Genomic DNA, 14,236 nt, shown 5'->3' on the forward strand with positions numbered 1-14,236 from the left:
GCGGTTTGTAAACGCAGAAACCAGTTCCTATTGCCTGTAATGCCAATAAAGATTAAATTAATTACGCTTATAAAGTGCTCTTGCGTTAGCGCAAAAAAAAAATTAACTTCACCATACAAACGGTTAAAGGCTTAAATATATGAGTTCGTCTAAAGAAATTATTGAAAAGATGTTTGCCGCCGGGGGGATCAAAATGAATGGCGATAACCCCTGGGATTTACAAGTACACAACCCGAAAACATTCGATCGCTTGCTTAGCGCAGGCTCTTTGGGTTTCGGCGAAGCCTATATGGAAGGCTGGTGGGATTGTGAGGCTTTAGACGAGTTTTTTTTCCGGGTGCAGTATAACAGGGTTGATAAAATGATCCCCCGCGATTTTACCACCCTAAAATATGCGCTTAAAGCAAAGTTTATGAACCGGCAAACCAAAAGCCGGTCAAAAGATGTTGTACGTAAGCATTATGATATTGGTAATGATATTTATAAGCGGATACTGGATAAGCACATGTTGTATTCCTGTGCCTATTGGAAAACCGCGAAAACATTAGATGAGGCCCAGGATGACAAGCTGCATTTAATATGCCGTAAACTTAAGTTAGAACCCGGCATGCGCCTGCTCGACCTGGGTTGTGGCTGGGGTGGACTATCAAAATTTGCTGCCGAAAACTATGGCGTATCAGTAGTGGGAATAACCATTTCTGAAGAGCAGGCAGCTTTGGCCCGCGAAGTTAACAAGGGTTTACCGGTAGAGATCAGGGTGCATGATTACCGCGATTTGAATGATAAGTTTGATAGAATTGCTTGTGTAGCCATGATGGAGCACATTGGTTACCGAAACCACCGGGTATTAATGGAAACAGTAGAAAGAAATTTGTCTGATGAGGGCATTTTTCTGCTGCATACCATTGGTGGCAATTATTCAACCAAAGTTACCGATCCCTGGATAGATAAATATATATTCCCCAATGGGATGCTCCCTTCTGCCGCCCAGATTACAACCGCAGCCATGGGCCTGTTCATTTTAGAAGACTGGCATAATTTCGGTGTTTATTATGATCGCACCTGTATGGAATGGTTAAAAAACCTGGCGCATTTTAAAGATGAGTTTATAGCAGAGCATGGCGTGCCTTTTTACAGGATGTGGGAATATTACCTCAACGCAAGTGCTGCGTCATTCAGATCGCGCAAAAACCACCTTTGGCAAGTAGTTTATACAAAACCGGTTAAGCTGGGATTGTACGAGACTGTACGGTAGGGCTTTGTACGGAAAAGCTGTCTAAAAATAAATAAATCGTCATTGCTTCGTACCTATTTATGACAAGTTGTTGAATCCCAGACTTACGAAGTTTTTAAAACTTCGTAAGTCTTTCGCCGCTTGTCATTTCCGACTTTAGAGTCCCTGGATTTCACAACTACCTATGACGTTTTGTAAAGTTTGTCATCCTGAACGCAGTGAAGGATCTTCTTCACTATAAAAGTCGGTGATGAGCAGGGCGAAGAAAATCCTTCGTTCCTACCCATGACGTATTGAATTTTGAGGCGTGTCGGCCTGTCAGTCTGAGCCTGTCGAAGACTCGCGCGGAGAGGCCTTTGCCCGCTATGCTTCGACGGGCTCAGGATGACAGCCAGTTTTGTTACGTCATTTTCTCCTTCAGAGGCCACCAGATTTTACGACTCAGGATGACAAATTTTTCAAACGTCATTTTCCTTTCAGTGTTCCCCGGATAGTAAAACTCGCAATGACGCAAAAAATTTAGCCCCCCTGATAACCTGTTAATTTACTTAACAAACTGCAGCCAATGGAAATTATATCCTCCCATATCTGCATAAACCCTTACTTTATTAATCCCGGCTTTTAGGTGGATATTTTTTAAATCGATAACCTGCCATTTTTTAAATCCGCCGGTGCTGGGTACGTTAATGGATTGCGTTACGCCATTTACAATTAAGGAAAGTTTTCCATCGTCGGCAGCGGCGGCAACCTTCAGCTTGGCGGTGTATATTCCGGGTGTTTTAACCTGCAACGTGTATTGCAGCCACTCGCCCTTTTCAATATCATCAACATAGTAGCTGTTATATGCAGCAGAATCTTTGCTGATATCCACCCCATCGTTGCGGTAAACATGCCCGCTGTTGCCTTTGCCATATTTACCGGTTGCTACATGGTAATCAGCAGTATCGGTATCAAAGTAGGCAAATCCATTTCGGCCCATATCATAGTCGACTGCATTAATGATAGTGCCATTGGCAACTTTGTTGGCCTTAAACGGTTTGGTAGCGGTAGTAAAGGGCTGGCGGAAGATAGCGTCGATCACATCATGATGAATGATGGCGTTTTCTAACTTTGCATAGGTAGCCATCTCTAAGGTCCCGCTGTATACATTGCTTTCTTTGGGCTTGTGGTGGCCGGTATTCAGGTAGTTGGTTACGTCATCATAGTTCAGGTTTGATGGAATTTCGATAGGGTTGTTATTGCCCATCTTTTTAAGCGGCCATAACGCCCAGCCTATGTTGTTTTTTTCCAGCAAACCAATTGCTTCGGTTAACCAAACATTTGAGTTTTCGCCGGTTTCGCCAAGCCATACGGGTACATTATATTGATCGCGGGTCTTAATGATATGTTCAATTGATTTTTGATCATTATAATTCCAGTATTTGTGGAAGCTGAGCACCATGTTTTTATCCCAGGTAGGAAGTATGCCGTTGTAATTATTGCCCCATCCATTACCCTCAATAATAATGATATGCTTTTTATCAACCTCGCGAATGGCGGCGGTAATATCAACCATCAATTTTCTTAAAGGCGCGTTGGTTTTTTCCTTCAGACCGTTTTTGTCATTTGCAGGATCATCGAAACCCCAGTTTGGTTCATTAATGATATCATAACCGCCGATATTGGGTTCGTTTTTATACCTGTCGGCCAGTTTACGCCAAAGCGCAATCGTTTTTTGTTTGTTGGCCTCACTGTCCCACAGTGATGGATGATCGGTATTCCGGTCGGATATATTGAGGTCATTACCCTGCCCGCCTGGCGTGGCATGAAGATCAAGGATGAGGTACATATGGTTGGCTTTACACCACGCCAGCAACGCATCGGTCATTTTAAAACCTTTATCAATCCAGGTGTTTTGCCCGGCAACCGGCTCCTTTTCAATAGGAAGCGTGTACAAATTATAATGCATAGGCAGTCGCACCGAATTAAAGCCCCAGCGGCGCATAGAATCCACATCAATTTTGCGGGTATTGTTAGCCAGCCAGGTATCATAAAACTCTTTGGTTTCGGCAGAGCCCATGAGTTCTTCCAGTCGCTCACGAATGCGGAACTGGCGGCTATCCTTGTTCACGTGCAGCATATATCCCTCCTGCAGCATCCAACCGCCCATGCCCATGCCCCGCAGTAGTACATTTTTACCTTTCTCGTTCACTATCTTTTTGCCGTCGGCCTTTAAAAAGCCCTGTGCGTTGCTTTGTAAGGATACAAGGGAAACAGCAGCAACAACCAATAAGCCCTTAACAACTAAAATATTTTTAACAGATTTGAGTAACATGATACTAAATTATAATGAACGTTTTGTTTAAAAATCACCAGATGTATGTACCTACCGACCCTTTATCCAAATGCGCGGCGAGGGTTTTTCCTGCGTACTGTATGTTAAAATCCTGCGCGGCATCGCTGGCATTGGCTACAATTAAAACCTTTTTGCCATCGGCTGTTTTAAAGGCCACATTGGGTAGTTTATCTGTATTGTTTGAGGCTATGCGTACCGATCCCGGCCTAACAAATTTTGAAGCGTGCGCTATAGAGTAATAAGCAATGTTTTTCTTTACATCACTTTTATTGATGGTTACAGCGCCCTGGCATGATGGGCAGCCACCCCTGTCTGTGTAGGGTTTGTAATCCTGATCGGCAGCCAGGTTCCATTCCAGTACGGTACGACTCCAGTTACGGGTAGCGCCAATAATAAGTTGTTTAACCGGCCATGTAATATCAATGGTTGATTGATTTTCGGGCTCCACTACCATCTGCTCGGTAAAATAAATATTCTTATCGGGGTGGGCATTGTGTACAGTGGTTAAGGCGCTTATATCACCTCCGTATAAATGGAACCCGGAGCCATCAATGTATTTGCGGGCAGCCGCATCGTTTAAAATAGAGATAGGGTAATCAGGTCTGTCAGCATTATGATCATATAAGATGATTTTTGTTTTGATGCCGGCTGCTTTAAACGCGGGACCTAAATTGTTTTTTATAAACGCGCCTTCATCGGGAGCTGCTAACAACAAGCTGGGGTTATTTCCCGGATGCAAAGGTTCGTTCTGAATGGTTATGGCATCAATTTTAATGCCTTGTGCCCGCATGCCCTGTATATATTTAACCAGGTATTGGGCGTAGGTGCCCCAATATTCGGGTTTTAGCCTGCCCCCGCGGGTATCATTGTTGGTTTTCATCCATGCTGGCGGCGACCATGGTGACCCTAATATTTTTATAGCAGGGTTGATGGCTAATACCTGTTTCATTACCGGGATAACATCCTGTTTGTCGGGACCAAGATCAAAATGTTTCAAAGTGGGGTCCGTTTGCCCGTTGGGCATGTCATCATATGAAAAAACCTTTTCGTTAAGATCAGAAGCGCCAATGCTTAACCTGATATAGCTAACCCCGATATTATTTTCGGAAGTAGCAAAAAGGTTTTTTAGCAATTCGGCCCTGCTATCAGCACTCATCCGGATGATGTGCATGGCACTGCCCCCGGTAAGCGCAAAGCCGAAACCATCAATGGACTGGTAGGTTTGTTTATCATCAACGGCAATGGTGAAATTATTACTCCCCGTTACGTCAAATTTAAGGGGTTCTTTCTGCTTTTCGAACAGTGCAGATCTATCTGCCCGGGTAAGCCAAAGGCTGGCAGTTGCAGGTTTCTGGGCATAGGATATGGTTGTTGTACCCAAAAGCGCGGTTCCCAATAAAAACAAACTGATATATTTATTCATAGATCTGGTATTAAGCAAGCTGTGCATTATACTAAAAGGATTAAGGGTTGTTGAATAATTGGTGAAGTAAATTTATTATAGTTTTTGTATTTAAAACGGTAAATTATTAAGTAACAGATAAATTAGCTGGTTGGGTATGCAAAGCTATGTAATTGCCTGGCAGATATATTTTAGAAACAATAAAGTAGTGGATTTGAAGTGCCTGTTATTAAAGCGGGATGTTTGGCTTTTTTAATTAGAAGCTAAAATTATTTGCTTTTATAAAAAATTATGCTTAGTTTCACTTGCACTATCGAATGAAAAATCCCACAAAAAAAATCATCATTTTTGATGATGACGAAGACATCCTTTCCATTTGCAGCTACATTTTAGAAGAACAGGGCTGGGAAGTGCATACCTTTACCGATTGTAATAATATTACTGAAAAGGTATCAGGGATTTTGCCGGATGTGATCCTTATGGATAACTGGATCCCGGATGCTGGTGGTATTATAGCTACACAGACCCTAAAAAAATCAGAAGAATTAAAGAATATTCCGGTGATTTACTTTTCGGCAAACAGCGATATTCAGGTATTGGCCAGCCATGCGGGGGCTCAAACCTATCTTGCCAAACCATTTGACCTGGAAGAACTGGAACGTGTTATTAACCGGGTGTTGGTACCTGCGCACTAATAAAAATTAGATATAAAAGAAAAGACCGCCAGCTATCTGACGGTCTTTTTTATGAAAGCATAGATCCAATTATGCAAAATCATCTGCGCCAGGGCGCAGATGAAAATCTGTAAATTTATTCAATCACACTTTCTTCAAACTCATACTCTTCTAACGGAGGGCATGAGCAGATCAGTGTTCTATCGCCATAGGTATCATTTACCCTGCCCACAGATGGCCAGAATTTAAAGTCGGCCACATAAGGAAGCGGGAATGCTGCTTTTTGACGGGTATATGGATGCTCCCACTCGTTGCCGGTAATTACCGATACGGTGTGCGGTGCATTTTTCAATGGGTTGTCTGTTTTGTCTAACACACCATTTGCTACATCAGCAATTTCATGACGAATAGCGATCATGGCATCGCAAAAGCGGTCAAGCTCATGTTTAGGCTCAGATTCTGTAGGCTCCACCATAACCGTTCCTGCAACCGGGAAGGATACAGTTGGCGCGTGGAAACCATAATCCATCAGGCGTTTGGCAATATCAGTAACCTCGATACCGAACGATTTAAACGAGCGGCAATCCAATATCATTTCGTGAGCGCAACGGCCATTAGCTCCGGTATATAGTACCGGGAAGTGGTCCTGCAATCTTGCTTTAATATAATTAGCGTTTAGTATGGCATAACGGGTAGCATTGGTCAAACCTTCGCCGCCCATCATAGCGATATAAGCGTGAGAGATGATGAGGATAGAAGCCGAACCCCATGGAGCAGCAGATACAGCGTGGATAGATTTACCCCTGTCAATATCAACCACAGCATGGCCTGGTAAATACGGAACCAGGTGTTTAGCCACACCAATAGGGCCCATACCGGGGCCGCCACCACCATGCGGAATACAGAAGGTTTTGTGTAAATTCAAGTGGCAAACATCAGCGCCAATATTAGCCGGGCTGGTTAAGCCTACCTGCGCGTTCATGTTGGCGCCATCCATATAAACCTGGCCACCATTCTGGTGAATAATATCACAGATTTCGATAATCGACTCCTCAAATACGCCGTGAGTAGATGGATAGGTAACCATTAAGCACGATAGTTCGTTTTTATACTGCTCGGCTTTGGCTTTCATATCAGCAACATCAATGTTGCCGTTATCATCACATTTAACAACCACAATCTTCATACCGGCCATAGCTGCTGATGCAGGGTTGGTACCGTGTGCTGATGATGGGATTAAAGCGATATTACGGTGGTTATCGCCCCTATCGCGGTGGTAGGCGCGGATCACCATTAAGCCGGCATATTCACCTTGCGCGCCTGCATTTGGCTGTAAGCTCATAGCTGCAAAGCCGGTAATTTCACTTAACCAATTGTTGATTTCATCAAACAGCTGCATGTAGCCACCTACCTGGTCGGTTGGTGCAAATGGGTGAATTTTACTGAAATGGCTCCAGGTAACCGGTACCATTTCGGTGGTTGCATTTAGTTTCATGGTACATGAACCTAAAGCGATCATAGAGTGGCAAAGCGAAAGATCTTTAGCCTCTAATGATTTGATATAACGCAGCATTTCATGTTCTGAATGATGCGTGTTAAATAATGCGTGTGTTAAATAAGCTGATGTACGCTGTAATTCAACAGGAATAACAGTTTCCAAACCGGCTTTCAATCCGTCAAAATCAACATCACTAAGCGTTTTGCCCAATACTTTGGCAAAAAACCTTACTATGGTTTTGATATCCTCTGCTGATGTAGTTTCATCAACAGAAATAGTTACAACTGAGCCATTGTAACTAAAGTTCATCTCGTTATTTAATGCCTCAGAATGAATTGGACCAGCTAAGTGGGCAACATCAAACTTCAACGTATCAAAGTATGATTCGTTCAGTTGCTCATAACCTAGTTCGCCCAGGGCTTTAGCCAATAGTACGGTTAAGCCATGAATCCTTTCGGCAATAAGTTTAACGCCTTGCGGGCCATGATATACCGCATACATACCAGCCATGATAGCCAATAATGCCTGCGCGGTACAAATATTTGAAGTTGCTTTATCCCTGCGGATGTGTTGCTCGCGGGTTTGCAAAGCCATACGCAAAGCGTAATTACCTGCGCTATCAATAGTTACACCAATGATACGGCCTGGGATAGAGCGTTTATATTCATCTTTAGTGGCAAAGAATGCCGCATGCGGACCGCCAAAGCCCATTGGTACACCAAAGCGCTGGGTTGAGCCAACAACAATATCGGCACCCCACTCGCCCGGAGGCGTTAACAGCACCAGGCTCATGATATCGGCAACAACAGTTAGTTTAATACCTTTTTCGTGACCTTTAGCGGCAAAACCGGTATAGTTATAAACAGCGCCATTACCGGCCGGATATTGAACTATAGCACCAAACATATTGTCTGTTAGTTCAACAGTGCGGTGGTCGCCTATTTGCAGTTCGATGCCGTAAGGCTCAGAACGGGTTTTTAAAATATCAATAGTTTGCGGGAACAGCTCTTCGGATACAAAGAACACGTTGGCAGCAGTATTTTTGCGTAGGCTGTACTGCATAAACATCGCTTCGGCAGCGGCGGTACCCTCATCTAATAATGATGCGTTGGCAATTTCCATCCCCGTAAGGTCAATTACCATGGTTTGGAAGTTTAGCAATGCCTGTAAACGGCCTTGCGCAATTTCGGCCTGGTAAGGCGTATACTGGGTGTACCATCCCGGGTTTTCGAGGATGTTACGCTGGATAACGCCCGGCACAATCACATCATAATAACCTTTACCAATGAATGATTTAAAAACCTTGTTTTTTAAAGATGTTTGCTTTAAAGTAGTAAGGTAATCAAATTCGCTTTTTGCGGGTGGTAAATTGAGTGGTTTTTTAAGCCTGATCCTGTCTGGTACAGTTTGCGCTATCAATTCATCAAGTGAATTAACACCGATGGTTTTTAACATTTTTGCCGTATCGGCCTCATTTGGAGCAATATGCCTTGACTGGAATTGTTCCTGGTAATCTGCGTTAAGCTTCATGAAGTAGTCGTCCCCTTAAATTTGCCACAAAGGTACGGTTTTACAATATGAGTAACAATCGCGTAATATGATATTGACAAAACGTTTACAGGCAATTATTGTATTTTAGTGCCTTGACTACCATATGCATCGCTTAATCCTTATCCTGTTTTTAATATTTATAACAAATACCTGTATTGCCGCGGTGTTTGTAGTTACCAGCAATGCTGATAGCGGGCCGGGAACATTGCGGGAGGCTTTGACTTTGGCTGCGGCTAATGGTAGTACGGAGAAAGATTATATCAATTTTAATTTGCCGGATTTGAGTGTGGGAGGAAGGACGATAAACTTGCTTACCCAGTTGCCGGATATATCCTCGAATTTAGTTTTAGACGGTAGTACACAACCGGGTAATAAATTTGGTGTTAGCGATGCTAAAGTATGCCTTGCTTATAAATTGCCTTTGGATCAGGATATATCAGGTTTAAAAATTGTTAATCAAACCGATGTGGAAGTTTACGGAATGTATGTGAACAATCTCACAGATGTAACGGGTGCCCTAACAATAAAATCATGGAACGGAATTGAACTTGCAAGCGATAAAAATATACAAATTGGAGCGGCAGGCAAGGGAAATGTATTCTTTGGATTTTATAATCCATTGATAGTAAATAAATCCGACAGCCCGGGTATAAAATTTTTCGAAAACCTTACAATCAAAGCAAATTTCTTTGGCATCGCCCCTGACGGTCAAACATTGTCTGTAAATAAGACAGACCAGTGTGCTCTTTTTTTTGTAATTGGGCAAGTTATAATTGGCGGCACCGCAGCCGAAGGTAACGTATTTACGCAAGGGCTGTTTATTTATCAGGGAAACGTTTACGATTCTACAAGCCCGGAAGACTATTATATTTCTGCTCCGGCTACCATAATTGTAAACAATAATAAAGTTGGAGTTGATTATTTTGTTAGCCAGTCATTCGTCGAATCGACAGGTATAAATATTGAATCTATCACGCCAAATAGTAAAAACACAATATACATTGAGGATAATGTAATAACTGCTCAAAGCGTGTTTGGTATGGCAATTTATATAAGTAATATTGGTCGTGATGTAACCATTATGAGAAATTATATTGGCACTGATAGAGCCCGCCAAAAAAGTTTTAAAACAGGAGGAATATTTTTAAATGGAGATGCAGGCCAAATAACTATAGGTAGTAGCAGCCAGGCGGATGCCAACTACGTTACTAACTGTATACCTGTTTGGATATTTGATTACGTTTATGCTACAGTGAACAAAAATAGCTTTTCATGTGCTCCGTATCAACAGCCTATGCATTTCGGCAGTTCCGGCTTTTTTACCTACCCCGAGGTTAAACTTACTAAAATATCTAATACATCGGTGGCGGGTACAGCTACGCCAAATTCGCTTGTTGAATTGTTTTATAGCGATAAATGCGGCACTTGTTTGCCCGAAACATATTTTGCATCGGTAACTGCAGATGCTAAAGGCAATTGGAGTTATAATGGTCTTATAACCGGAACTGTAATAGCATCAGCAACGCTTGGTAAAAGCACGTCAAATTTTACCATATCGTCTCTCTTTTTAAATATCGATGATGGTGAAATAGTAAGGAGGCCGGCAAACTGTAATTCTACCAATGGTTACATAAAAAACATCAAGCTTTATAATTTAGGGCCGAACACGGATACGTACACCTTTAGTTGGAAAAACAATGATAATATTGAAGTTGGTACAAAGCTGGATTTAACGGATGTACCTGCAGGCACCTACACGTTAGAAGTGAAAGGCACAGGTTGCGGCTCAGCATTTTCGAAGCCAATAACGCTTGAATCAACAGAGATCGTGTTTAATTATACAAACCTCAAAAAAATAAATGCGGGTTGCAATAAGGCAACCGGGTCAATTAAGGGTATTACTGCACCAGAAGCCACAAAGTTTGAGTGGAGGGATGCCAATAATCAAATAAAAGGAAAAAAAGCTGACCTGGAAGATGTGCCCGCAGGCTCATATTCTCTTACCGCTTCAAACGATTTTGGTTGCAGTATCACTACAGGCCCCTACCAGATCAATGAAAACTCGCCAACACATTACCCCGATTATCCCTTTGTTAAAGCAGACGCTTGTTATGGCCAAAGTAATGGATCTGTTTCTATAACTACGGATGCATTGGTTAAATCCCTGCTATGGAAAGATAGCCAGGAGCAACCCCTTTGGACAGGTAATAAGCTAACCGACCGGCCGCCAGGTACATATTCTCTTTACTTAACCGATCAGAATGATTGTGAAAGTTTATATAAAAGCTTTACCATCAATGAATTTGCGCAACTACAGGTAGTTTCGAATACGGTGCAGAAAACACCAGATGAATGTGGCTTAAAAACAGGCAGTATTCAAAACGTACAAGTAAGCGGTGGCAATCCGCCTTATACTTACGCCTGGTATAAACAGGATGTACCGGTGGCCTCAACGCCATCGTTAACAAGTGTGGGCGCCGGCGATTATAAATTAATTGTAAATGATGTAACCGGATGCAGCCCGGTTACCGCCAGCTTCACCATAAACGCCCAAACTAATATTGTACAGCCTCCTTTAGCGGGCAACATACAGTTATGTACTCCGGGCGATGCGCTGATATCGGTAAATAACCCGGTTGCAGGCAATACATATCGTTTATATGCAACGGCCGACAGCCCCCAGCCCATTGCCGAGCAAACTAATGGAACATTTAAAGTAAGCGTGACAGGAAATACTACCTATTATATTACACAAGCGACTGGCAGCTGCGAAAGCCTCCGTACACCTGTCGAGGCTGTTTTAAGTCTTTCTGCCATCAATATTGCCAACACCTTTACCCCTAATGGCGATGGTCATAACGATTACTGGAAGATTGACGGTATAGAAAATTACCCGCAGGCGGTTGTTCAGATTTTTAACCGCAACGGGCAAAAACTATTTGAGTCAAAAGGGTATACGCAGCCTTTTAACGGTAGTTATAATGGCAAGCCACTACCCTATGGCTCCTACTTTTATATCATCAACCTCAATAAAAACTGTAATCTGTTATCGGGTAGTTTAACCATTATCAGGTAAAGCCAGCTGCCGCAAATACATTTGGATGGTGTTTTCCAGTCCGTAATATAAGGCGTCGCTAATAAGTGCATGACCGATGCTTACCTCATCCAAACCGGGAACGTTTTGGGCAAAATATTTAAGGTTGTGCAAATCAAGATCATGCCCGGCATTGATGCCCAGGCCTGCATCATGTGCTATTTTAGCAGCCTGGATATACGGCGCTACAGCCAGTTCTTTGCCCTGGTGGTAATGGGTGGCATAGGCTTCGGTATATAATTCGATGCGGTCGGTACCTGTTTTGGCAGCTCCTTCAACCATTTCGGCAATGGGATCAACAAAAATAGAAACACGGATGCCGGCTTCTTTAAAAACGGCTATCATATCTTTTAAATAATGATAGTTGGTAATAGTATCCCAACCATGATTGGAAGTGATCTGACCCAGAATATCGGGCACCAAAGTTACCTGCTCGGGCTTGTTGGCCAGTACCAGGTCGATAAATTTTTGTTCCTGGCAATTGCCCTCAATGTTAAACTCGGTGGTAACAATTTGCTTCAGGTCAAAAACATCCTGGTAACGGATGTGGCGCTCATCGGGGCGTGGGTGCACGGTGATGCCCTGCGCTCCAAAACGTTCACAATCTTTGGCAACCTGTACCAGGTTAGGATTATCACCTCCGCGCGAATTACGCAGCGTAGCTATTTTATTGATGTTGACAGATAAACGGGTCATGAGGCAAAGTTAATACATCATTTACTTATAAATAAACCTATTATTAGGAGATAAGTTTATATTTAAATCATGAAATGGAAACCTGTAATCACAGAGCTGATCATATTGTTAGGCATCTTCATCCTTACAACAGCATTGTCATTATTTTTTAGCAGTATGCTGTTTGGCTATTCAACGCTTGATATCAACCTGCATGATACCTACATTGTAAGTAAGTTTTCATGGTGGATACTTACATTTCCGCCATTTTTTGTGTTGTTAGTTTTGGTTTATTTGATCCGGGCAATAGCCGGTCGCTTTACAAAAAGAGCGGTAAACATAATACTGGTTGCGGGAGTATTTGTAAATGTGCTGATCTTACTAAGGGTGTACAAACTTGCGCTTAGTATTGATAGAATGACTTCATCGTCATCAGGAGGCCTAACGATATATCCGCCACTATCAGCTTTAGGCCATGCCCCGAAACAAGTAAATCAAACACCGCTATCAGATCCGTTCAGCCATATTATATTTAATATTTTAATCATTTTCCTAATCTTGCTGGTTATAAGTGCTGTACTAACCGGCAAAAACTGGAATGCAAACAAACATGAACTACAAAAAGCTTAAATTTCTTACGTTCGTACTTTTAATTTTGGGGGGCCTGCAACAACACGTGTTTGCCCAGGCCAATTACCGTAAAATAGAAAACTACAAAGTGTTTTATGGATGGGCGCACCATTTTCCGCAAGATTGGATGATACTGCGCCAGTTTGAAAACGAGGGAAAAAACTATCTCCTGCTGGTAAACCCGCAAACGCTGGAAACCAAAATTGACGAACCTGGCTTTTACAAGGTTAAGTCGATGGGTATAAGCGAAGCCCGCGAATATTTTAAAAATACGCCCTATCAAAAAGCACTTCGCAAAGCCGAAAAACAATCGGTAGCCATTCAGGATGCTGGTATTGAGAGCGGTGTACCCAAGGAAACCGGCATCAGTTTAACGGCTGATCTTTGCCCCTCGCACCGCCCTTTAGATAAGCGCATTTTTACAGATATATTTAATGAATTTAAGAAGGTGGAACGCCCGGTGCCTGTAGCCTTATCCGTTACCGGGATCTGGATGCGCCAGCACCCGCAAGATCTGGAATGGCTAAAGCAAATGCAGCAAAAGCACGAGATTTATATCACCTGGATAAATCATTCTTTTAACCATCGCGTGAGCATGAAAGCGCCGCTTAAGGAAAATTTCCTGTTGGAACCGGGTACCGATATCAGCTACGAAGTGTTAGAAACGGAGAAAGCCATGCTTAAAAATGGCTTGCAACCCTCTGTGTTTTTCAGATTCCCGGGTTTGGTGTCAGACCAGCAACTGGTATATAAGATAACCGACTTTGGATTGATCCCTGTAGGTACGGATGCCTGGCTGGCCAAAGGGCAACAGCCGCAAGCCGGCAGTATTGTACTGATACATGGCAATGGTAACGAACCTACCGGTGTTAATGATTTTATAAAGCTGCTGCAATCAAAAACACGCGCTATCGCTAATAAACAATGGCTTCTGTACGATCTGCGGGAGAGTGTAGACGAGGAGTTTCAGGGGCAATAAGCCTTCGGGGAAAGGAAAGTGTTGCGTTTTTGTTGCGTTTTGTATTTTACGACAATTCTTAATTGATTGATCTTTAAGTAGCTGTGTATTTGAGGTGTTTCACCTGTTGCGAACGCAACAAAAAATCTTAATTCTTGATTCTTGTCTCTTGATTCTACTTTACC

General features: G+C 42.7%; 9 protein-coding genes. 5 read left to right on the forward strand and 4 right to left on the reverse strand.

The window, feature by feature from the left end:
* Nucleotides 1-139 precede the first annotated feature (139 nt).
* The gene (gene cfa, locus AC1D0K_RS19085; protein ID WP_477392146.1) at nucleotides 140-1,255 is read left to right on the forward strand and encodes a cyclopropane fatty acyl phospholipid synthase; all 1,116 of its coding nucleotides are present in this window, start codon (nucleotides 140-142) and stop codon (nucleotides 1,253-1,255) included.
* A 523-nt stretch (nucleotides 1,256-1,778) separates the two neighbouring features.
* Here cfa and AC1D0K_RS19090 read toward each other — a convergent pair.
* Nucleotides 1,779-3,548 carry a cellulase family glycosylhydrolase gene (locus AC1D0K_RS19090; RefSeq protein WP_477392147.1) on the reverse strand — a complete coding sequence of 590 codons (1,770 nt, stop codon included), beginning with the start codon at nucleotides 3,546-3,548 and terminating at the stop codon, nucleotides 1,779-1,781.
* A 34-nt stretch (nucleotides 3,549-3,582) separates the two neighbouring features.
* Complete coding sequence (locus tag AC1D0K_RS19095) at nucleotides 3,583-4,992, reverse strand: glycoside hydrolase family 30 protein (RefSeq protein ID WP_477392148.1); 1,410 nt, start codon at nucleotides 4,990-4,992, stop codon at nucleotides 3,583-3,585.
* A gap of 296 nt (nucleotides 4,993-5,288) precedes the next feature.
* On the opposite strand from AC1D0K_RS19095, the gene AC1D0K_RS19100 reads away from it, so the two are divergent.
* Entirely contained in the window at nucleotides 5,289-5,666 is a 378-nt protein-coding gene (locus tag AC1D0K_RS19100; protein WP_477392149.1) for a response regulator, read from the forward strand.
* Nucleotides 5,667-5,781: 115 nt separating this feature from the next.
* Here AC1D0K_RS19100 and gcvP read toward each other — a convergent pair whose 3' ends face one another.
* Entirely contained in the window at nucleotides 5,782-8,673 is a 2,892-nt protein-coding gene (gcvP, locus tag AC1D0K_RS19105; RefSeq protein ID WP_477442556.1) for an aminomethyl-transferring glycine dehydrogenase, read from the reverse strand.
* Between the two features lie 124 nt (nucleotides 8,674-8,797).
* Here gcvP and AC1D0K_RS19110 point away from each other — a divergent pair, with 124 nt between their 5' ends.
* Complete coding sequence (locus AC1D0K_RS19110) at nucleotides 8,798-11,770, forward strand: T9SS type B sorting domain-containing protein (RefSeq protein WP_477396069.1); 2,973 nt, start codon at nucleotides 8,798-8,800, stop codon at nucleotides 11,768-11,770.
* On the opposite strand, the gene AC1D0K_RS19115 is transcribed toward AC1D0K_RS19110, so the two are convergent.
* On the reverse strand, nucleotides 11,753-12,484 hold the full coding sequence (locus tag AC1D0K_RS19115) for a pyridoxine 5'-phosphate synthase (protein WP_477396071.1): 732 nt from the start codon (nucleotides 12,482-12,484) through the stop codon (nucleotides 11,753-11,755). The two genes, AC1D0K_RS19110 and AC1D0K_RS19115, sit on opposite strands and share 18 nt — an antisense overlap.
* Nucleotides 12,485-12,553: 69 nt before the next feature.
* Between AC1D0K_RS19115 and AC1D0K_RS19120 the strand changes: the two genes are divergently transcribed.
* Together AC1D0K_RS19120 and AC1D0K_RS19125 are read left to right on the forward strand one after the other, a co-directional pair.
* On the forward strand, nucleotides 12,554-13,093 hold the full coding sequence (locus AC1D0K_RS19120) for a hypothetical protein (protein WP_477396073.1): 540 nt from the start codon (nucleotides 12,554-12,556) through the stop codon (nucleotides 13,091-13,093).
* Complete coding sequence (locus AC1D0K_RS19125; protein WP_477396075.1) at nucleotides 13,074-14,072, forward strand: polysaccharide deacetylase family protein; 999 nt, start codon at nucleotides 13,074-13,076, stop codon at nucleotides 14,070-14,072. The genes AC1D0K_RS19120 and AC1D0K_RS19125 overlap by 20 nt, the downstream gene beginning before the upstream one ends.
* Nucleotides 14,073-14,236: the final 164 nt, after the last annotated feature.

This window comes from Mucilaginibacter sp. P1_A3 (assembly GCF_056406855.1).

Coding starts and splice junctions, on each gene's coding strand:
- gcvP (WP_477442556.1), bottom strand. CDS start 8,673: ATGAAGCTTAACGCAGATTACCAGGAACAATTCCAGTCAAGGCATATT.
- AC1D0K_RS19110 (WP_477396069.1), top strand. CDS start 8,798: ATGCATCGCTTAATCCTTATCCTGTTTTTAATATTTATAACAAATACC.
- AC1D0K_RS19125 (WP_477396075.1), top strand. CDS start 13,074: ATGAACTACAAAAAGCTTAAATTTCTTACGTTCGTACTTTTAATTTTG.
- AC1D0K_RS19090 (WP_477392147.1), bottom strand. CDS start 3,548: ATGTTACTCAAATCTGTTAAAAATATTTTAGTTGTTAAGGGCTTATTG.
- AC1D0K_RS19115 (WP_477396071.1), bottom strand. CDS start 12,484: ATGACCCGTTTATCTGTCAACATCAATAAAATAGCTACGCTGCGTAAT.
- AC1D0K_RS19100 (WP_477392149.1), top strand. CDS start 5,289: ATGAAAAATCCCACAAAAAAAATCATCATTTTTGATGATGACGAAGAC.
- AC1D0K_RS19095 (WP_477392148.1), bottom strand. CDS start 4,992: ATGAATAAATATATCAGTTTGTTTTTATTGGGAACCGCGCTTTTGGGT.
- cfa (WP_477392146.1), top strand. CDS start 140: ATGAGTTCGTCTAAAGAAATTATTGAAAAGATGTTTGCCGCCGGGGGG.
- AC1D0K_RS19120 (WP_477396073.1), top strand. CDS start 12,554: ATGAAATGGAAACCTGTAATCACAGAGCTGATCATATTGTTAGGCATC.